The organism is Propionispira arboris, assembly GCF_900109225.1.
Taxonomy (GTDB): Bacteria; Bacillota; Negativicutes; order Selenomonadales; family Selenomonadaceae; genus Propionispira; species Propionispira arboris.
The window spans coordinates 46,959-67,781 of the sequence record NZ_FNZK01000017.1; the positions used below are offsets into that span (position 1 = coordinate 46,959).

Below are 20,823 nucleotides of genomic sequence, written 5' to 3' on the forward strand. Positions count from 1 at the left end.
CCAATTTACCAATTTCTGAACTTTGCCGGCGGGTTATAAAGCCCATGCGACCAGTGAACAAGATCATGTACATTTTTGGCAGCCAGCATAGAGCGATTTGCTTTTCTAATATCAATTCCCAAATCAACTGGAGTTTTAATAATCCCCTTATCTCTAAGACGCTGGGTTTCTTTAGGATCTGCTTTCATTCCGACCTCTGTAAAACCTGCAATACCACGAATAGCAGCCGTTCTTTGCTCCATTGTTTCGCATTTATGCAGGTAAGCGATACCTTCTTCAGTAATAATATGCGTAAGATCATCACCATAAATCATAACTGGTTCAATTGGTAACTGAGCATTTTTTGCTAGTGCACAAGCATCGAGCTCTTCGACAAAGCCCGGTTCGAGTTTACCACGGAAGGTTTCTGCAATCTGTACAACAAGGCGTTTACCACGGCGTACGGGTCCATACATTTCGTTTTTCATACCATATTCATCGCCAACTTTAAGCCAAGCATCTGTTGAATGACGGCGGCCTTTGGCATCACAACCCATATTCGGAGCACCACCGAAGCCAGCCACGCGATTTGCCGTAGCTGTACTACTATTACCATATGGATCAATTTGCAGTGTACCACCAATAAACATATCAATAGCATAATGACCAGCAGTCTGTGAAAAAGCACGATTCGAACGCATTGATCCATCTGGTCCAACAAAAAACACATCACTGCGAGCTGCAACATAATCTTCCATGCCCAGTTCACCACCAAAGCTATGCACGGATTCAACCCATCCGGATTCAATCGCCGGAATCAAAGTCGGATGCGGATTTAAAATAAAATTCGTACAAATTTTTCCCTTAAGCCCCAGTGATTCTCCATAAGTCGGCAGTAAAAGCTCAATTGCCGCTGTATCAAAACCAATTCCATGGTTCAGCCGCTTCACACCATACTCAGCATAAATTCCTTTAATCGCCATCATACCTTTAAGGACCTGAGCATCTGTAATAAGCGCCGGATCTCTAGTGAACAATGGTTCAATATAAAATGGTTTAGGAGACTGAATTACATAATCGACCCAATCACCCGGAATATCAACACGCGGCAATTTATCAACAATCTGATTGACCTGAGCTATAACAATCCCCTGTCTGAATTTTGTTGCTTCAACAATTGCTGGTGTATCTTCTGTACTAAATCCAGTGAAAAGATTACCATCTTTATCTGCCATAGTAGCCGCAACCAGAGCGACTTTCGGTGTCAAATCTACAAAATAGCGTCCATACAATTCAAGATATGTGTGAATTGCTCCTAATTCCAACTTGCCCTCCTGTAAGAACTCGGCAATACGCCCAGCCTGTGGTCCAGAAAATGACATATCAAGCTTCTTAGCAATTCCTTTTTCAAAAACATCAAGGTGTTCCGGTAAAGTCAATACCGACTGAACCATATGCAAATCATGAATTTTTTTCTTATCAACCTGACACAAAGCCTTTGCCAAAAAGTCTGCCTGCTTCTGATTGTTCCCCTCAATATTCACTTTATCTCCCGGTTTGATAACCGCCTCTAATAAAGCGACCGTATCATTGGCATCAACAATTTTCCCTTTTTTGACATAAGGAGCAGCTTCTTTCATACGCGCCATAGTATCTTTTTTCAAAGTATTCCATTCGCGTTTTACACTTTTAAGCTCCATTTTTGTCTCTCCTTTCTCTTTTACAAAATTTAAGTTTATATATTTTAGGCCCGATAAAAAAGCGCATTAATATGCCATAATGGCATATTAATACGCTCTCAAAATCACCACTATCAAATTTTTCATCAGACCTGCTACATATCATATTTACTAAAAACCGACTCAAATATGCATGAAGAAATTCTTATTTAAAAGCGTATGCTGATTTCACCAAAATCAAACTCTTTTCGTGTTCCATCAGTCGCTTTTACAATTAAACTTCCATCAGACTTAATAGATTCGGCAATACCTTCAAAAATAACTTTTCCATCATCTTTGACTGTAACATTTTTACCAAGTGTACAATTATAAGCCAGCCATCTCTCTCTAACAAATTCAAATCCTCGCGCCAGCCATAGTTCATAATGCTTTTCAAAAATCTCTCGAAAGGCAAGTAAAACTTCACTTCTATCGAATAAATTTCCTGTTTGCAAATATATTGAAGTAGCTGTATCCGCTACTGACTTATCAAAATCTATTTTTGTAAAATTTACATTCAGGCCAATACCTACAATCACATAATCAATATTTCCCATTTCATCCAGAGTCATTTCCGATAAAATTCCACCAATTTTTTTTTCACCGAAAAGCAAATCATTCGGCCATTTAATACAACAGCGAAGATTCGCAAATATGTCTATTGTCTCCACAAGAGACACCGCCGTCAAAAGAGTGAGCTGCGCACCAAACTGTGGTTCAATCCTTGGTCTGAGAATCAGAGAAAACCACAATCCTTTACCCGGTGGTGAATCCCATTTTCTCCCTAACCGACCACGCCCGGCCAATTGAAAATCAGCCTGAATGATTGTTCCTTCTCCCGTACCCTTTTGCGCCATTTGCGCCGCTGTTATATTAGTGGACTCCAAAGAATCAAAATATAGCAACGGCTTGCCCACGATTTTATGCAACAGATATTTTTTTTTATCTATCATAAAAATCAACCTCTAAATTATTATTGTAAAAACCCAAGTGTAGAAAGCATAACCCCACAGGCAACTGCTGATACAATAACGCCACCTATATTAGCCCCCATTGCTACTGGAAGCACAACAGCAAACGGATTTTCATCTTCAACTGCATGCTGAGCAATTTTAGCTGTAGATGGTACACAGGATACACCGGCTATTCCTACTACCGGGTTGAAATTTTTACCACCCTTGCACCAGTAAACGACCCAGCCACCGATAATACCAACAACACCGGAAACAGTCAGCGCCAGAATTCCTAAAATTACAATAATAAAAACTTTCGGATTCAAAAGCGTCGTTGCCTCACAGAGACACCCTAACAACAGGCCCAGCAACAACGTTGCCATATACAAAACCGTATTTTCTACAAGTTCCTGATAAGGCACAATTTCCGACTCTTTGATTGCCATACCAAGAAAAAAGGACATAATAAGTGGCGCAGCCATTGGCAGAAGCAAACAAAGTACGCCACAGGAAATAACGATAAATATAAACTTCGATTTTTTGGAAACTTCCGGCATATCAACCAGAATATCCATACCACGATATTTTTTAGGAACCATCCATTTAACAAGCCATGGATACCCTGCATATGTAAGACTGAGATACAAATATGCGATAACAGAAATCGGAACAAAAAGTTCTGGTGCTGCCATCAGTGAAGTGAACAGTACCATTGGGCCATCAGCCCCCCCAATAGAAGCAACGGCTACTGCCTCATTCGGAGTCAGTCCACACCATACACCCATAATTAATGTGAAAAATGTACCCGCTTCCGCAAAAATTGCAATAATAATACTGGTCCATGGATTGCAAACAATAAAACCAATTTCACACATCGCACCAATACCAAGAAAAACCATACATGCTACCAAACTGTTACTAAACGTAAAATTATAAATTGGCTGCAGAAAATTAACCTGCATAATATTAATTAAACTAGTAGGATCGGCAATCAACGGATTCAAAAACAACGTACCCGTCTGCCCATTTGCTAAAAACAAAACACCAGTATTAATACAAATCATACCCAAGCCCATTGGAACCATAATAAGCGGCTCCAACGTCCGTTTATATCCATAATAAGCCAAAACAAATCCCAAAATAATTAAAACAATTCGCGCACCAATAATTATTGGATCTTGGACAAAGAAGCTCCCAATACCTGGAAACAGTTGCATTAAAAAGTTCATCTTAATTCATATCCTCCTTATTCTCTTGAGAATTTCCGCCTAGGAATTTATTCATAACTACAATAAGGGCTATAACCACTAATGAAATAATTGCAGTCAACCCATATGTCATTCCTGCATACATCACAATATTCATAAACATTCTCCTTTTTCTTTGATTTCACTGTAAAAAATTATCCATTCAATTCTTTTAGCAACGTCCGGAGCGTTAAAAAGACAAAAAAAGAGAGATAAAGAATATCTTTATCTCTCTATCTCTCTTTGCATATATAATTTTTAATCCTGCGAAAACTATCACGTTCTTACACACTCATACCCGAATATCTTTCCTCGGGTTATTCACTCTATAATTCATAATATACTCTGTAAAACAAAAAGTCAATATACAAATTTCAGAATTTTTTTAAATATGCATAAGTCCTAACCCTGCCCGTTCATGGTTAGTAGTATGGTAAAAAGCTGATTCGCCAAAAATAGCGACAGCTACCCACGGATCTTTACGAACCACGGCAATCTTAACCGAAATATTTGAAGAAGTGTCCATTATAACGCCTTTTTTGGCCTCTACTGCCGCATGAAGAACAGCATGTACTTCATGTGCCTCTTTCTTTACCACATTATTATTAAGTACTGCTCCAATAATTGATTTAATGAATTTTTCAAGAAAATCACTACGCCCAGTATTCCCGCCAACTTCCGTAACAGCAAAAAAATACCCGCTCTCATGCAGATAGTTTTTGATCTCCTGTTCATCGGCAATTGTACGTGTCATCGACAAAAGCATTGCGGCCGATCCAACTCCGTTAATCATCCTGCTGATAAGTTCCATAAAAAAAGCCTCCCTATAGCTGTAATACAACAGCCTCTTTACCAAGATTCAGGGATTTCATCAAATGAACCAACAATAAATAAAGTGCCCGTTCCACTTGTCACCAACTCAGCCTTTGCATTTTTAATTACAACTTCAATAACAAGAGTAGAAATCCCTTTGTGCATAACCGTTGCGTAAGCCGTAGCCTTATCACAAAAATATATGCCGTTGATATAATTTATATTTAAATTCAAGGTAACAACGCGTTTCCCTACGCTGGCGCTTACAACCCCCATGGCCGTGTCCATCAAAGTTGCCAAAACCCCTCCATGCGCCGCTCCGTAAAGGTTCGTATATGTATCATCCACCCCCATACTTAAAATAGCATCGCCACATGTTACATGTTCCAGCTGAATATTACACACCTTCACAAAAGGATTTTGTTTATAATTTTCAATGAGGAACTGTTCTATTTTCGTATCATTTAAAAGCAATTTTACCCCCCCTCATATATTACGCAAGAATTGTATCACAAAAAATAAATTTAAACAACAAACTTTGTATGTAAATTTATGGGTATATTATAGATTTATAATACATATATTACAAAATTAGGTAATTAATAAAAAAAGCTTCTCTTTTATGTTATGCTTTATTTGTTATAAAACACATTAACGAAAAAATTTTTTTCATGAACAGATAGCTGACATCAAGTATCGTCTATCTCTTTTTCTTATTTTATTTCTCTAAGAATTTTAAAAAGCAGCTTACTGTGCATAAAGCCAATAAAATAATTTTTCTATACATTTTTTTAAACTGGAAACGCCCAATAAATTATTTCATTTTGACTTCATACTTTTCATTTATCAGTAAAGAAAAATCAGTATAGTGGCTCACTTGTCAAGACATAAAGATCAACTTTTCTTAATGAACCGATATGTTGATTGAATCCAAGCGAACTGTTGAATCCCTAATATATAATACATCAAGCCACATGATCCAACAGCATTGCCGGATAGTAGCATTCTGCCGTTTTTGATAATTGATTGCTGAATGACATCTGTCGAAATTGTAAGTGTGAATGTAATTAACTATGGCAGTTCTAGCTTCTTTAATATTGTTATATTGCGTCAGATAAGCTTCTTCATACTTGAAATTGCGAAACCATCATTCAATCATAATGTTATCAGCCCAACGACTTTTTCCATCCATATTCTGACGGATCTTGTTTTTCTGAATGAAATTGGTATATTCCTAGCTGGTAAACTGGCAGCCTTGATCCGAATTAAGGATAAGAGGCATGGCACTATCAATGCTTTTTTCAAGGCATTGATAGCCATTCTGGTATCCAGCGTATCATTAACTTCCCATCCGACAATACAACGACTGTACCAGTCAATTACTGCCATCAGATACAAAAAACCATGTTTAATCGGGATATATGTTATTATCGATTGACCATGCCTGATTCGGACGATCAATGACAGCGTTACGGAGTAAATACGGGCAGGCTTTAGCTTTTTGCATTCGCTTTGATAAATTTATCTTTGGATAAATTGAATCAATCCCCATCTCTACCATGTAGCGGCGAGCCTTTCTTCGGCCAACTAAATATCCCCGCAGCTTTAATTGTGCAGACATTTGTCTTGCACCCCAGGCCGGATTATCTGTATGGAGTTTGTCTATGATAGCTTTACAAAAAAGTTCCTCTTTTGATACAGGCACGGTTTTATAATAAATACTGGTACGGTTGATATCCAGTAAATCGGCGCCCGTAGAAGCTGTCATTTCCTTAGTCGTCAAAAGGTTTTGGACTAAATTTACTCTCGTAGTCAGATCCGCAAACTTCTTCAGATTTTTTTTCAACCAATCAACCTGCATGGTTAACTGGGCAACCTTTTTTGCATATTCCGCTTTTTCCTTGCGTTCTATGGAAAGTTTTTCTTTCATATTATCTTCTCGTTTGTCGTCAAATACGATAGAAGCATTATCGAGAAATTCTTTCTTCCAGTTACGAAGCAAGTTAGGTTGGATACTATTTTCAGAAGCTAAAGAATTTAGATCTTTTTCACCGTTCAGGAGCTCAATTACAAGATCTGATTTGAATTTGGCACTAAAATTTCTTCTTTGTCGGGACATGATAATGAACCCTCTTTCTATGTTGATTAAAGTATATCAGATTCATTAAAAACTGTCCTTAAAAGTGTCTTGATTTATAGCACCATTATGTTTCGTATACTTTATGTTAGTCAAAAAATGAAGTCACATATTGATAACGAAAAGATTAGCCTACTCTTTCATTGTGTTTTCAGCATAAAGACATATACTATTATAAAAATATACGTCAAGTAACTTTAAAAATTGGAGTGTATAAAATGGAATGGATTTATTTACTAATAGCCGGCTGTTTAGAAATTGTGTGGGCAATTTCATTGAAATATACAGAAGGTTTCACCTGCTTTTGGCCATCAGTACTAACCGGTGCTGCTATGCTCGGCAGTATTTTTTTATTGGATGAGTCGTTAAAAAACATTCCCATTGGTACAGCATACGCCGTCTGGACTGGTATTGGTGCCGTGGGGACAGCCATTATCGGTATGTTTTACTTAGGTGAACCGAAAGAATTTGGCCGAGTTTTTTGTATTATTTTAATTGTGCTCGGCGTAGTCGGTCTGAAATTTAATTTTTTTACTATTAAATAAATGGAAAATCAATACTATATTTTAGGAGAGTTACTATGAATAAATATGATCTTGCCATGAAAAACTCATTACAAACAGCAGAAAAAGAACTTTGGGGCTTCGAAGAGTTTGTTGAAAGCGCTCTGGATGAAGGATTTTTTCATGAGCTGTTAACAACAACAAAACCAGTCGGACCAACCATTTGCTATGAAGATAAAGAAATGATCAATTTTGCCAGTATTAATATACTAGATTTACATCAGGAAAAAGATGTTTTAAACCATTTTCATGCTGCTTGCGGTACTTACGGCCTAACTACCGGCGGTTCACGTGTGACGCAAGGTGTCTGTGAAGCTCATCTCACTATGGAAAATGAACTTAGCCATATTACAGGCAAAGAACGTACTATTTCATTTGCCAGCGGATTACTGGCAAATGTTGGTTTTATCAATGCAATGACAAGTAAATTTAATTTCAGTCCTACCTGTAATATCAATAACAGCGACACTGTTTTTATTTTAGATCGAGACTGCCACTGGAGTTTGTGGAAAGCAGCCTCCCATTTGGAATTTGGTAAACAGCTTTTTGCTTTTCGTCATAATAAGGCCGAAGATTTAGAACGTGTTTTAGCAAAAGTATCACAAAAGCACGAAAAAATTGTCGTCGTTTTTGAAAGCGTGTATTCAGCGGATGGGTCCATTGCTCCGATTGGACAAATACTCGATACCTGCGAAAAATACAATGCCCTAAGTTATGTCGATGATGCAAACGGGTTTTTGATTTATGGTCCGGAAAATCGTTTATTCGCTGAAGAATTTGCCGCCATGCGGCGAGCTACATTTGTTATGGTTTCCTTTTCTAAATCAATTGGTTTAGAAGGCGGCGCCATTGCTGGTCCAAAAGAATATATTCATGCTTTTGAAGTTCTCTCCGGTACCTCTTTATTTACGGCAGCTATACAGCCGCCAACAGCGAGCACCATTCATTATATTATGAAAAAGCTCCAAAATCAGCCCGAAATTATGGATGATTATTTGAAACGGTCTTTGGCTTTAAGGCAGCGTTTAGAAGAAAAGAACTTCATGCTCAGCCCTGTTCCATCCTATATTACGTCTGTACTCATTGGTAATGATGAAAAAGCCGTACACGTATATGATGCGTTTTTACAGGCAGGTTTAATTGTACCGATGTTTCGTTATCCGGCAGTAAAACCAGATCATGCCTTGATTCGCATCATGCTAAATGCCCATCACAAGGCTGAACACATTGATAAGTTGATATCCGTATTAGAACATTTAAAATTTAAATATCAATTTTAAAAAAAATATTACAATACATATAAGTTGCATTAAAGAAATTGCATGTAGACTATTATTTTGCCAGGAATTTGGTATAAAATATTTAATGCAACTTATACAGATAAAAAAACAGCCGCTAGATCACTTTTTAAAAGTGTTTTCTATTGGCTGTTTTTTATCTGTTTAACTAAAATCATAAAAGCAAGATCTTTTTATAAACTTCAATATAATCTTTCACCATTCGTTTTTGGGAAAAACGTTCCTCTACCGTTTTGCGGCAAGCCAAGCGGTCAATTTTTTTAATGTCTTGCAGCCGTTCGATCATTTCAGCCGCATTCGTCACTAAAAATCCATCAACGCCGTCCGTAATGATTTCCGGCATAGAACCCTTCTTGAAAGCAATTACTGGTGTGCCACAAGCCATTGCTTCGACTATAGTCAGTCCAAACGGCTCATTGAAGCCAATTGGATGCAGAAGAGCCAATGCATGTCCCAGTACGCGATCACGGGCATCTGGCCCCACCGAGCCAATATACGTAATATCATGATTCAGATATGGCTTTACACATTCATCATAGTAGGCCTGATCCTGAATAATCCCCGCGAGCACCAGCTTCATTTTAGCAGAACGAGCCACTTCAATGGCTTCTTTCGTTCCTTTATCAGGATGAATTCTACCAAAATACACTAAATAATCCCCCGGGTTTTCACGCATCGTAAACCGTTCGATATCTATACCATGATAAACCGTCCCGATGTAGTCAAGCTGATTACTGCGATCCGCATCACTAATCGATACATACTGTGTTCTTTTGTTATATTTTTTATAAACTGGTAGAATTTTTTCTGAGGAAAACCCATGAATTGTTGTCACCATGGGTGTTTTGATTAAAGCACTATATGTCAACGGCAAAAAATCATAATGATTGTGAATCAGATCAAATTCATTCGCATGCTCCATCACTTCTGATATATGCATCGATTCCCAAACTTTAACATCGATGCTTCGATCTTCTTCATATGGACTCGGACAAACACCTACAAGTTTAGCCGCTGTTTGTGAATCACCCGTGGCAAAAAGCGTAACATCCAGTCCTTCTTTAACCAGACCTTCTGTCACCAAAGAAACGATTCTCTCCCATGGACCATAATGACGCGGTGGCGTTCGCCACGCGATTGGTGCCAGCATTGCAATTTTCAAAATAAAAATTCCTTTCTGTTTTTAACCCGCTGCAAAGTCTTTTACCGTTCAAAACAACTTTGATTCGTCATAAAAGTGGGTGTCGTAAGATTGTGTTTTGACAAAGCCAATTTTGCCATAGTGTACCCAACGATACTTTCCGCACCTTGATTTCGATTGACTCCCGTTGGGGTAATGCCATCAAAACAGCCTCCGGTTTCCGGATCGATCAAACTCTGTCCCAACGAATTTTCACCTAAATACCAGGCAAAACTTTTTTGGGCAAATTCAAGCATATCCGGCTGTTCTGTAATTTCAAAGGCAACCAAATGTGCCAATGTGGACATTGAAGCTTCAACTGGCTGCTGATCATACAAAGCTGGTTCTTTGTCTTTTTTATACCAGCCATCACAGCCAACAGGACGGAAAAATCCATCACGGAACGTAACCGTATCAACAAAAGCCAAACTTTTACGGGCAATATCAAGAAAGCGCTGTTCCTTCGTCGCACGATATGCAATAAACATAGCCCATGGCAAAACTGTATTATCATAGGTCAATTCATCTTCAAACCACTGCCATTCGCTCGTTTTCGTACATTTGTCAAAAGAATCTGCTAACTGCGTAGCAATTTCGCAAATTCTTAAATGTGCCGCCTCCGTCTTAAGAAAACCTAAGCCAATCAATACATAAGCCTGACTTCTGATGGATTTGATAGCAAATAATTTTGTATCCAAAGCAGCAGCAACAGCTCTGGCGCAAACATCTTGCACCCCTTTTGGCATAGCCGTTGATTCCATTGTATATCCTAGTGCCCAAAGGCAACGACCAAAACAATCTTCAGACCCCTCCGCTTCGATAAACTTACGATCGTATGTCATAAAGTTACGAAAGCGTCCCGTTTCATTTTGTGAATACAATACAAATGCCAAATAACGATAAACTAAAGCCAAATAGCTCTTTTTCTGTTCTTTTTCATACAGCATGACTGCCATAATGAGCGCTCGGGCATTATCATCTGTCGTATAACCTTTGGATAGATCTGGCACACCAAACTTCGCATGCTGAAACATCCCCGTATCATCTGTCATGCGAAATATATGTGTTTTATCAAGCTGGCTTTCAAGGGCAAGTGTGTTCATGCTTTCATCCCCTTCACTTGACTGGTTTTATTAAACGAAAATGTCATTTTTTTTTCAAGTGGAACGAGTGGTATCTGGGTATCACTTGTCAAAGAATTCCTATTTTCATCAATAGTCTTTAGACATAATTCCACATATTGACTCGCTACATTTTCCCAGGTCATCGTCCGACCTACAGCCATGGTCCTGATTTCCATGTCCGCTTTTCGCTCAGGATTACCAAGAACCGTTCGTATACAATCTGCGAGTGAATCTTCATCTCTAAATCGAGCTAAGAGGCCGCGGCCTTCCCCCAGCATCTCTTGTGCATAGCGATAAGGTGTCGATATAATAACCCGTCCGTAACCCATGGCATAGGCCAATGTGCCACTGACAGCCTGTTCAGCTGACAAATACGGTGTCAAATACATATCGGATAATTGTAAATAGGTGATGACCTCTTCTTTTGTCAAATATTTATCAACAAATTGGACATGATCTCTCACGCCTAATGTTTCTGCCAAATCCATAAGGCTCTGCCGATAGGCTTCACCCATTTTTTCTTTAACGGTAGGATGTGTCTTCCCCAAAATCAAATAAATAACATCATCATATTGTTTTACTACTTTTGCCAAGGCTTGAATTCCGTATTCTAACCCCTTTGCCGGACTGATCAAACCAAAGCTGCTAATAATTTGTTTATTTTTGAGCGCCGGATAATACGACTTCAGTTGTTCACGTGATACCATTTTCATACTCGGTACACCATGTGGTATAAACATGATTTTACGTCCGGCAATATCATAGCTGCCCTTTAGCACCGGAATTGAACTTTCTGCCATCGTCACGACTTTTGTACTCAGTTTGCCAAGTTCACGTAAAACAGATCTCTGTTTTGACGTCGGGCGAAGTAACACTGTATGCGTCGTAACGATAAAAGGGATTTGCAATTCTTTCGCAAAATCAATAACATATTCACCTGCGGTTCCGCCAAAAATACCATATTCATGTTCAATAATGACCAAATCGACATGTGTATTGGCCCAAGCAGCAGCCTCCTTATAACTGGAACGATCTTCCTGGTTCACATGAAATGCAACACGTGAATCCGTGTATTCTTCATTTTTTGTCATTGCCATAATGCAGGTTTGCACGGAAGAAGTTTCTGTATTTTCATCAATTGCATTTACCAAATCTTCCGTAAATGTAGCCAATCCACATTCTTTCGGTGGATACGTACTTAAAAAAGCAATGCGCTTAGCGATATTTGTCTTCATTTTTTCTTATCCTTTCTTTCTCTTTTTGCTCTCTTACCGCCAAAATTTCCGTCTATTAATAAAAATCACCATGTGACGGTTCCGGACAGCGGCAGATATATTCTAACAACTCGCCGATTGTACTTGTAGCCAATGCAATACAAGTATCGGCACCGCCATAATAGATTCTGATAACCCCTGTTTTTTCATCCAACACCCAGCCACAAGAAAATACTACATTTGCAACATCGCCTTGTGTTTCATAAGGCATTTCCGGTCCAAAAATCCACTCATCGCTGCGATGCAATACTTTTAATGGGTTTTCTAAATCAAGCAAAGCAAGTCCGAGTCGATACAAACAACCCGACCCAGTTTGTCGTACGCCATGATACAAAAGCAGCCACCCCTGAGGGGTTTCTAAAGGTGGTGCTGATAGCCCAATTTTTCCACTGTCCCACCAACCGCCAGAGCGTGCATGCATCAAAACCTGCTGGTCGCTCCAATGGGAAAGATCATCCGAATAAGAAAGCCAGATATGAGCACCTGCTACATAGCTTGCCACAATTGGTCGATGAATCAAGACCCATTTATCATTAATGCGCCGCGGGAAAAGTGCGGCATCTTTATCTTCCCCGCTCGTAATCGCTCCCAGCCGAGAAAATGTTTTAAAATCTTCGGTTAATGCCAAAGACACCAGCGGACCGCTTTGTGAAAAAGCTGTATAGGTAATCGCCCATTTTCCTAAGGACTCCAAACGAGAAATACGCGGATCTTCAATGCCCCATAGTTCTTCCGGATGATCATAAATATCGGGTTCCATAGTCGGTATACTATCGATTTGCCAATGGTCGATTCCATTGTCACTAATCGCCGTTGTTAAATGTGAAAATCCTCGACGATCTTCCACCCGTACCAACAAAAGTACTTTACCTTCAAATATAGTTGCCCCTGGATTAAATACAGAATGCACTGGATAAGTCCAATTATCTGCTGTTAAAATCGGATTATTCGCATGCCTGCGAAAAAGTTCTTTAAAAGTATTATCATCATTTTTTAATTTCGTTGTAAATTTCCCTTTTCTCATAAGAAGCACTCCTTTTTCTATTTCACTGTTAACGGTGCTATCTATGTTCGAATAAAAAAACCGCCCTGCAAGATATTGGATCGTATGTGTAAACGAGTCATGCGCACACTTAATCTAGTACCCCTAGGCGGTCAAACTACAATATGGCATTAGCACTCACCGTCGTTGACTGCTAATAGTGTTGTCTTAAGTATACAAGAAAAAGTTGATTCTGTCAATTTTATCACGTACAAAAGCGTCCCCTGTTATTTGTAGAAAGCGAAAATGGGCTGTCTCAAAATTTGAGACAGCCCACCTTTTCCGTCAATAACTTTTACAAATCATTTTATGCTGCACCCGCCGTGCATAAACCGAAATAGCATAATTCATAATAAAATAAGTTGCGGCAATCATGCCAAACAACGTAAAAACTTGTTCGGTCGTACCATAACGTCCCATAATAATCATCCCTTTGCCAGTTAGATCTTCAATCCCAACCGCCCAAACAAACGAAGTATCCTTGATGACCGTCGTACACTGGGAAACGAGCGGCGGAATTACATTTCGCAAAGCCTGCGGCAAAACAATATGCCGCAAAATAGACCACGTACTAAACCCTTGTGCCGTCGCTGCTTCCCACTGTCCCTTATGAATTGATTTCAAACCACCACGGACAATTTCAGCAATAATCGCCGTTGTGAACACCGTCATGGCTGCTACACCAGCCTGAACCGGTGGCAAAGGCGTCATAAAACGAAATGCCAAGATAAACAAAAGTAACGGGGTGTTTCGGATGATTTCAATATAAGTCGCCGCCATATAACCCGGCCATTTTCCTTGAAATCGTAAAACCCCAAGCAAAATACCAAAGACCAAACTGAGTACAATTGAAACCGACGCTATATAGATGGTCGTCAACAATCCCTGTCCTAAAAACAATAACACACCTGGTTGAAAAAGTTCACTCATGCCGACACCTCCAACCGACGTTCCAAATATTTTGCATAGGTTGCCAGCGGCAAGCAAAGTGCAATATATAAAATCCCCGTAATAATATAAGCCGGACCGTAATACAAATTGGAACTGGCCCAGGAATCTGCATGGTACATAAGTTCTCCACCTGCAACCATTGCCATAACGGAAGTGTTTTTAATAAGATTAACTGCAAGATTCGTAAGCGGTGGATATGCCATCCGTTTTGCCTGTGGCAAAATCACATACCGCATCGCCCCCCAATACGAAAAGCCCTGCGCATATGCTGCTTCAAACTGTCCTTTGGGTGTTGATAAAATCCCCGCCCGCACAACTTCGGCAACATAGGCTCCATGATACACACCAATTCCCAGCATTCCTACCCAAAATACAGGCAGCATAACACCTAAATAAGGCAAGCCATTATATAGAAAGAAAATCTGAATAACTAATGGTGTATTTTGGATAAATTCTACATAAATCCGATTTAAATAACGAAGCGGCTTTGTCTGCGCCGTACCCATCATCCCAAATAAAATACCCAGGACTAAAGCCAAGACCAAGGCCAAAACAGAAACGAGAATCGTCATACCAAATCCTTCAGCAAATACCTGCCAATCTCGTAAAACTGCCTGCCACTTAAATAGGGCAAAGGGACCCGGCATTTATTTCAAGCCCCATTTTGTCAAAATTTTATCCAATTCACCTGAAGATTTCATATCTGCAATGGTATCATTTGCAACTTTTGTTAAACCTTCATTCCCTTTTTTAGCCGCAACACCATATAATTGTGGGCTGTAACGAGCTGGTAAGATGACCGTTGTATCATCTAAATAACCGGCAAGAATCGCACCATCGACTGAGAAACAATCAATACGTCCAGAATCAAGCGCCGTTTTTATTTCCGGATATGTCCCAAATTCAAGGATATCAATTTTCAGATTTTGTTTCTTGATTTCATCCATTAAAGCCTGTTTGCTCGTTGCACTTTGCGCAACCCCAATTTTTTTGCCATTCAAACCAGCCAAATCTGTAATGCCTGAATCTTTTTTCACCATCAAAGCTACACCATCTTCAAAGTATGGATCAGAAAAATTATAGCTTTGTTTGCGTTCTTCCGTGATCGTAAATGTAGCGATTACAAAATCAACTTCGCCATTATCCAAAAGCGGTCCACGCGTTTTAGCTGTAACCGGCTGTACTTCAATTTTACTTTCGTCACCTAAGATTTTTTTAGCTAAAGCACGCGCCAAGTCAATTTCCATCCCGTCTACTTTGCCGGTATTCGGATCTTTAAACCCAAATTTTGGTACATCCACTTTAACACCAATTTTCAAAACGCCGTGATCTTTTACCGCTTTAATATCTGGTGCATCCCCGCTTCCCGAAGAAGCTGTTGGAGCCGGATCACTGCCACAACCAGCAGCAAATACCAAACTAAGTCCCATAATCAAACTAAGTACTAACGTAATAATCTTTTTCATAATAATTCCACCCTTCATTTGCTAAAATTATACTGCATGAGCAATTCTGCTTAAAAACTGTCTGGTACGATTATGCTTAGGGTTCGTGAAAAATTCCTCTGGTGTATTTTGTTCTATAATCTCACCATCGGCCATAAAAATCACACGATCGGCTACTTTACGGGCAAAACCCATTTCATGCGTTACGACAACCATCGTTATTCCCTCACCCGCCAAAGCAATCATAACATCCAGAACTTCCTGAATCATTTCCGGGTCCAGCGCCGAAGTTGGTTCATCAAACAACATAATCTTCGGTTTCATATTCAAAGCTCTCGCAATAGCAACCCGCTGCTGCTGACCGCCTGAAAGCTGCGCTGGATAAGCATTGGCCTTATCTTGAAGTCCCACACGATCTAAATAAAGAAGCCCTGAAGCAATGGCTTCATCTTTGCTGATGCCCTTTAATTTGATCGGTGCCAAAATCAAATTTTCTAAAACGGTCATATGCGGATATAAGTTAAACTGTTGGAACACCATCCCCATAGATTGTCGTACTTTCGCTACCGCGGCCGGTGTCGTAAGAAGATTAACCTCATCGACCACCACACTGCCCTCTTCCGGTTTTTCTAAAAGATTGATGCAACGAATGAGCGTACTTTTCCCCGAACCACTTGGTCCAATAATAACTACTTTCTCACCTTCGGCTACTTCCAAATTTACACCATGAAGTACATGTAGTTCACCAAAATACTTATGGATATTCTCTAATTTAATCAATGTCTACACCTCTTCTTTCGATACCGCAAAAAAACAAAAAGAAGCCGTCAAAACTCTCAACTGAGTCTCGGCAGCTTCTTTGCTGAATAAACGTATCCATTTTTCGCACCCACACATTCAAAGCAAGCAATTAACTTTTTTCTCATGTTGATACAATATATCATAACAATCTAACGTGATTTTTGCAATAAAATCCAGTTATGTATACAGAGTACATTGTTCCGATATACCGGTGGTGCCACCATCTAGAAAATCGTCCCCATTTTTATTAAATATCCTTATCCAGCCTTGAAACAGCCGTCTCTTCCATTGTATAATAAATTGTTATATTTATTATATTTTAATCTCAACATGTAAGGAGACTATTCCATGAATTTTCTTCGTTTCAAACAAAAAGGTTCTGTCTTCATTCTAATGGCTATTACAATCCCATTTTTACTACTAAGCAGTGCCATTGCTGTCGATGTTGGCGCTCTTTATGTCCAGCGCTCCCATATGCAAAACATTGCCGATGCCGCGGCATTAGCTGGAGCCAGTCAACTGCAAACAAGTGAGTCTGCCGCAAAATCCTTGGCGCAAAATTACGGCAAAAAAAATGGTGAAACCATTCCCGATGGCCAGATTACATTTCTCACCGATGGAACAACAAAAAAAATCCGTGTCGATATCAATAAAGATGCACCGTTATTATTCTTTAAATATTTTCAGGATATTCTAGGAACGAATATCATTCCGCCCTTCACACTCACGGTTCATGCAATTGCGGCCTCTACCGGTAACACACCAGGTATTTTTGATCATAGTATCATATCTGGTGGAACCGGAACTTTTTATCTATTAGGCCAATACGGTTCGGGTAATGAGGTCTTTAAGGGACCAATTCATGTAAATGGTACTTTTCAATTTGATAGAAACAGTGAAAATGGCTATGGAAGTGATAACCTCCCCAGCGGGGGCATACAAATCAATGCCCCCATTTCAATCTCCGCACGACAATACAATATTGGTGGTCTAAATAAGCCAGCAAATCAAGTCTTCACTTCGGACTTTACCTACGGTACTCCAACAATTGATATTACTGCAAATAATCCTGTGATAGCGGCTAAAATTACTTCTCTAACCAATACAGCCAACACATTTTCTTCCAACAATATTGCAAGTGCTGCTGGCGGTAGTGCAATCAACGCCCTAGCCGCAACCACACCACTTTATGTAAACGGAAGCTTATCATACACAAATATTATTTCAGGCCCCTATGGCAACAGTGGTATCGTTAAGAATGATCTTGTTATTGTCACCACCAGTGATATGAACCTAAGTTTTACAAGTGTAACCTTTGATCCGACCGCAACAATCACCTTGATTTCATTGAATGGCAATATCACAATTAATAATAGCCCACAAAGCAACCCCCTTCTTCATGTTAATATGCTAGCACCAAAGGGCAGTATAACAATTCAGGGCGGCGGACCAGAAACATTGGATGGTTATCTTATCGCACAAAATTTAAACCTCGGCAATGGTAATATAACCTATAAAAACTCCAAAGGTTCCACCTCCGGTTCTAGTAACGGCAATGCCGTAAGCCTGGTCGAATAAAATAAAGAGCGAAATCATAGCGATTTCGCTCTTTATTTTTGCCATTTTAATTTTTCGCCAATCTTCCAGCCGATCTGTTTGATCGTCCCACTTTTAACTTCTAATGTATCTTGTGCCTTCCAACAGCAGCTCACTTGAAACGGTTTGATATTTTCTACCACTTTCAAAATCACACCATCTTTATCAAGATAAATAATATCCAGTGCATACAACATGCCAAACATATGAATACTATTACATTTGCAAAGCAGAAGCCCCTCTGTTTCCGGTAAAAACGATGTTCCGATAAGTCCTTTGAAGCGCTGCCAAAAAGTATCGGCAACCACAATATTCATTACTTTATCGTGAAAGTTTTGTGGCATGATTTTATAAATTTTTTTCATTTCGACATCACCGTTAAATTATGCAGAATGGAAAAAACGGTTGGTAACAGAACGACCATAAATAATACTGGAAAAATGAATATCGCCAGAGGCAGTAATATCTTAACAGGCGCCTTCAATGCCTGTTCCTTGACGGTCTGTCTTCTTCGTTCACGCATATTTTCCGACTGAATGAGTAAAGTTTTCCCCATACTAACACCTAAGCGATCAGCTTGAATAACCGCCGCTGTAAAAAGATATACTTCTGGTCTGCCACATCGGTCTGACATATTCGTTAGAGCCATTCGCCGTGTCATTCCCATACGAATATCCCGCAACATTTTTTGGCACTCCTCAATCAAAGGTCCTTGCATTCGTTCCACTACCTTTGCCATTGCACCATCAAAAGACAATCCAGCTTCTACACTTACACAAAGCAAATCCAGCACTTCTGGCAACTGCCTTATGATCTTTTTACGCCGCGTTGCAATCAGTGAATCAAAAAAAACAAGTGGCAGTCCTCCTCCGATCAGAGCCGATGAAAAGACCAATGTAACCCCTTGTAAAAAAGACAAATTCATTACAGAAAAAGCAAAAAACGACATAAAGAGAACTGAAACCAGCGATGCTATCAGCAACAAACAAACCCAATCATTCACGTTCCAAATATGTTGTTTCCCCGCTTGCAAAATTCGTTCAGCGACAATCTGGTAAACTCGTTGCGGTACGAAGCGGATGATCACTTCTTCCATTTGATGAACCATCTCCCAAACAAAACTGAAAGGTAATGGTTTATCTGCTTTTTCCGATGCAAATAGCCCTTGTTCTGCTAAAATCGAAGCTTGCCGTAGGCGCTGCACACGTTCTTTCACCTGCGTTTTCGGGGCAATTTTAGTAACCACCAATGCGTAAAAAAAGAAAAACAAGAATAAGCCACTCAGCAAGGCAATCGATAAAGCCATAGCTTTACCTCCACTCTGTTTCATTCGTTCCAGTATGATCTGAAACGAATAAATTTTTTGGCATCTGAATTCCATTCATCTCAAACTTTTCCATAAATTTAGGGCGCATACCGGTTGATTCAAAAGCCCCCAAAACTTTGTTTTTTTCATCAATGCCAGTTTGAACAAAACGGAATAAATCCTGGAGAATAATAACATCCCCCTCCATCTTTTGAACCTCTGTAATATATGTAATTTTCCGGCTGCCATCTCTAATTCTTGACTGCTGAATAATGAGATCCACTGCGGAAGAAATCTGTTCGCGAATAGCCCTGACGGGCAAGTCCATTCCAGCCATTAAGACCATCGTTTCCAAGCGACTCAAAACATCACGCGGCGTATTGGCATGTGCCGTAGTTAACGAACCATCATGACCTGTATTCATCGCCTGAAGCATATCTAAGGCTTCACCAGAACGCACTTCACCCACAACAATACGATCAGGACGCATACGCAAAGCATTTCGTACCAAATCACGAATTGTAATCAACCCGGACCCTTCAATATTAGCAGGTCGACTTTCCAATGTCACTACATGCTCCTGCATAAGCCTTAGTTCTGCGGCATCTTCAATCGTAACAATACGTTCATCGCTTGGAATAAAAGACGATAAGACATTCAGTGTCGTGGTCTTGCCTGAACCAGTCCCGCCAGAAACAACAATATTGAGTCTTGCTGCTATACAAGCTCTTAAAAAAGCTGCCATATCCTCACTCAAAGAACCAAAACCAATCAAATTTTCGACAGTCAGTGGATCTTTGGTGAATTTACGTATCGTCACGCAGGGACCTATGAGCGACAAAGGAGGAATGATGATATTGACCCGTGACCCGTCTTCCAGCCTTGCATCCACTAAAGGCGAACTTTCATCAATCCGACGCCCGAGCGGTGCAATAATTCGTTCAATGATATTCATAAGATGTCCATCATCATGAAATTGCACTTTTGTAAGATGCAATTTCCCCATACGTTCAACAAATACATGTTTGGGACCATTAATCATGATTTCTGTAACCGTTTCATCTTTTAGCAATGGTTCAATCGGTCCCAATCCCAACATTTCATCAAGAATATCCGCCACAATACCCGTTTGATCAGCCCTGGGAACAGCAAATGGATGCTCATCCAAAACACGTTTACAATATCCTGCAATAATGATTTCAATTTCACGATGATCACGCTGCCCACTTGTCAAAATCTGTTGCTGCTCAATATTCATTTCATCAACAATTCGCCGATGAATTTCGAGTTTTAAATCTTGATATTGTCCTTCCATGGAGCTGCCTTTTCTGCCCGCAAAAATTGCTTGACGTTCCTCCATACCATTTTTTTTCCCTAATCGTTCAAATAATAACAT

Annotated in this window: 23 protein-coding genes; 4 read left to right on the forward strand and 19 right to left on the reverse strand. The window is 39.6% G+C overall.

What is annotated here, in order from left to right:
* Positions 1-5: 5 nt before the first annotated feature.
* The 7 genes from mdcA to BMY14_RS21220 form a co-directional block, all read right to left on the reverse strand.
* A complete protein-coding gene (mdcA, locus tag BMY14_RS15225; protein WP_091833608.1) occupies positions 6-1,679 on the reverse strand; it encodes a malonate decarboxylase subunit alpha in 1,674 nt (557 codons plus the stop codon).
* 188 nt (positions 1,680-1,867) lie between these two features.
* Positions 1,868-2,650 (reverse strand): biotin--[acetyl-CoA-carboxylase] ligase, encoded by a 783-nt coding sequence (locus tag BMY14_RS15230; RefSeq protein WP_091833611.1) that lies wholly within the window; start codon positions 2,648-2,650, stop codon positions 1,868-1,870.
* Between the two features lie 20 nt (positions 2,651-2,670).
* Positions 2,671-3,879, reverse strand: coding sequence for a Na+-transporting malonate decarboxylase, carboxybiotin decarboxylase subunit (gene madB, locus BMY14_RS15235; protein ID WP_091833613.1), 1,209 nt, complete (start codon positions 3,877-3,879; stop codon positions 2,671-2,673).
* Position 3,880: 1 nt separating this feature from the next.
* Entirely contained in the window at positions 3,881-4,015 is a 135-nt protein-coding gene (locus BMY14_RS21065) for a hypothetical protein (protein WP_281246457.1), read from the reverse strand.
* 267 nt (positions 4,016-4,282) lie between these two features.
* Positions 4,283-4,708, reverse strand: coding sequence for a HutP family protein (locus tag BMY14_RS15240; protein ID WP_091833616.1), 426 nt, complete (start codon positions 4,706-4,708; stop codon positions 4,283-4,285).
* A 38-nt stretch (positions 4,709-4,746) separates the two neighbouring features.
* The gene (locus BMY14_RS15245; RefSeq protein ID WP_091833619.1) at positions 4,747-5,184 is read right to left on the reverse strand and encodes a PaaI family thioesterase; all 438 of its coding nucleotides are present in this window, start codon (positions 5,182-5,184) and stop codon (positions 4,747-4,749) included.
* 430 nt (positions 5,185-5,614) lie between these two features.
* A complete protein-coding gene (locus tag BMY14_RS21220; RefSeq protein WP_218144916.1) occupies positions 5,615-5,824 on the reverse strand; it encodes a hypothetical protein in 210 nt (69 codons plus the stop codon).
* On the opposite strand from BMY14_RS21220, the gene BMY14_RS20745 reads away from it, so the two are divergent.
* Positions 5,744-6,148 carry a hypothetical protein gene (locus BMY14_RS20745; RefSeq protein WP_218144913.1) on the forward strand — a complete coding sequence of 135 codons (405 nt, stop codon included), beginning with the start codon at positions 5,744-5,746 and terminating at the stop codon, positions 6,146-6,148. The two genes, BMY14_RS21220 and BMY14_RS20745, sit on opposite strands and share 81 nt — an antisense overlap.
* Here the strand turns inward: BMY14_RS20745 and BMY14_RS20750 are convergent.
* Positions 6,119-6,829, reverse strand: coding sequence for an IS3 family transposase (locus BMY14_RS20750; protein WP_218144914.1), 711 nt, complete (start codon positions 6,827-6,829; stop codon positions 6,119-6,121). The genes BMY14_RS20745 and BMY14_RS20750 overlap by 30 nt on opposite strands.
* A gap of 236 nt (positions 6,830-7,065) precedes the next feature.
* On the opposite strand from BMY14_RS20750, the gene BMY14_RS15255 reads away from it, so the two are divergent.
* Together BMY14_RS15255 and BMY14_RS15260 are read left to right on the forward strand one after the other, a co-directional pair.
* Positions 7,066-7,392, forward strand: a complete 327-nt coding sequence (locus BMY14_RS15255; RefSeq protein WP_091833620.1) for a DMT family transporter — start codon at positions 7,066-7,068, stop codon at positions 7,390-7,392.
* A 35-nt stretch (positions 7,393-7,427) separates the two neighbouring features.
* Positions 7,428-8,690 (forward strand): aminotransferase class I/II-fold pyridoxal phosphate-dependent enzyme, encoded by a 1,263-nt coding sequence (locus tag BMY14_RS15260; protein WP_091833623.1) that lies wholly within the window; start codon positions 7,428-7,430, stop codon positions 8,688-8,690.
* Positions 8,691-8,862: 172 nt separating this feature from the next.
* Here the strand turns inward: BMY14_RS15260 and BMY14_RS15265 are convergent, their stop codons facing one another.
* The 8 genes from BMY14_RS15265 to BMY14_RS15300 all read right to left on the reverse strand — a co-directional run bounded on the left by BMY14_RS15265 (position 8,863) and on the right by BMY14_RS15300 (position 16,504).
* Positions 8,863-9,870 carry a glycosyltransferase family 4 protein gene (locus BMY14_RS15265; protein ID WP_091833626.1) on the reverse strand — a complete coding sequence of 336 codons (1,008 nt, stop codon included), beginning with the start codon at positions 9,868-9,870 and terminating at the stop codon, positions 8,863-8,865.
* Positions 9,871-9,911: 41 nt separating this feature from the next.
* Positions 9,912-10,991, reverse strand: coding sequence for a glycosyltransferase (locus BMY14_RS15270; RefSeq protein ID WP_091833629.1), 1,080 nt, complete (start codon positions 10,989-10,991; stop codon positions 9,912-9,914).
* Positions 10,988-12,247, reverse strand: a complete 1,260-nt coding sequence (locus tag BMY14_RS15275; RefSeq protein WP_091833632.1) for a glycosyltransferase family 4 protein — start codon at positions 12,245-12,247, stop codon at positions 10,988-10,990. The genes BMY14_RS15270 and BMY14_RS15275 overlap by 4 nt, the downstream gene beginning before the upstream one ends.
* Positions 12,248-12,302: 55 nt before the next feature.
* Positions 12,303-13,310 carry a glycoside hydrolase family 130 protein gene (locus tag BMY14_RS15280; RefSeq protein WP_019553802.1) on the reverse strand — a complete coding sequence of 336 codons (1,008 nt, stop codon included), beginning with the start codon at positions 13,308-13,310 and terminating at the stop codon, positions 12,303-12,305.
* A gap of 303 nt (positions 13,311-13,613) precedes the next feature.
* Positions 13,614-14,258 (reverse strand): amino acid ABC transporter permease, encoded by a 645-nt coding sequence (locus BMY14_RS15285; RefSeq protein ID WP_091833635.1) that lies wholly within the window; start codon positions 14,256-14,258, stop codon positions 13,614-13,616.
* The gene (locus BMY14_RS15290) at positions 14,255-14,926 is read right to left on the reverse strand and encodes an amino acid ABC transporter permease (protein WP_091833638.1); all 672 of its coding nucleotides are present in this window, start codon (positions 14,924-14,926) and stop codon (positions 14,255-14,257) included. Before BMY14_RS15290 ends, BMY14_RS15285 begins: the two co-directional genes overlap by 4 nt.
* Complete coding sequence (locus tag BMY14_RS15295) at positions 14,927-15,745, reverse strand: transporter substrate-binding domain-containing protein (protein ID WP_091833641.1); 819 nt, start codon at positions 15,743-15,745, stop codon at positions 14,927-14,929. It lies immediately after the preceding gene.
* Positions 15,746-15,772: 27 nt separating this feature from the next.
* Entirely contained in the window at positions 15,773-16,504 is a 732-nt protein-coding gene (locus BMY14_RS15300; protein WP_019553798.1) for an amino acid ABC transporter ATP-binding protein, read from the reverse strand.
* Between the two features lie 369 nt (positions 16,505-16,873).
* Here BMY14_RS15300 and BMY14_RS15305 point away from each other — a divergent pair, with 369 nt between their 5' ends.
* Positions 16,874-18,103 (forward strand): pilus assembly protein TadG-related protein, encoded by a 1,230-nt coding sequence (locus BMY14_RS15305; RefSeq protein ID WP_019553797.1) that lies wholly within the window; start codon positions 16,874-16,876, stop codon positions 18,101-18,103.
* Between the two features lie 32 nt (positions 18,104-18,135).
* Here BMY14_RS15305 and BMY14_RS15310 read toward each other — a convergent pair whose 3' ends face one another.
* Genes BMY14_RS15310 through BMY14_RS15320 form a run of 3 tightly spaced genes read right to left on the reverse strand, consistent with a single transcriptional unit; the run spans position 18,136 to position 20,823 of the window.
* Positions 18,136-18,486, reverse strand: a complete 351-nt coding sequence (locus BMY14_RS15310) for a DUF192 domain-containing protein (RefSeq protein WP_091833644.1) — start codon at positions 18,484-18,486, stop codon at positions 18,136-18,138.
* Positions 18,483-19,451 (reverse strand): type II secretion system F family protein, encoded by a 969-nt coding sequence (locus BMY14_RS15315; RefSeq protein ID WP_245741438.1) that lies wholly within the window; start codon positions 19,449-19,451, stop codon positions 18,483-18,485. The genes BMY14_RS15310 and BMY14_RS15315 overlap by 4 nt, the downstream gene beginning before the upstream one ends.
* The gene (locus BMY14_RS15320) at positions 19,432-20,823 is read right to left on the reverse strand and encodes a TadA family conjugal transfer-associated ATPase (protein ID WP_091833650.1); all 1,392 of its coding nucleotides are present in this window, start codon (positions 20,821-20,823) and stop codon (positions 19,432-19,434) included. Before BMY14_RS15320 ends, BMY14_RS15315 begins: the two co-directional genes overlap by 20 nt.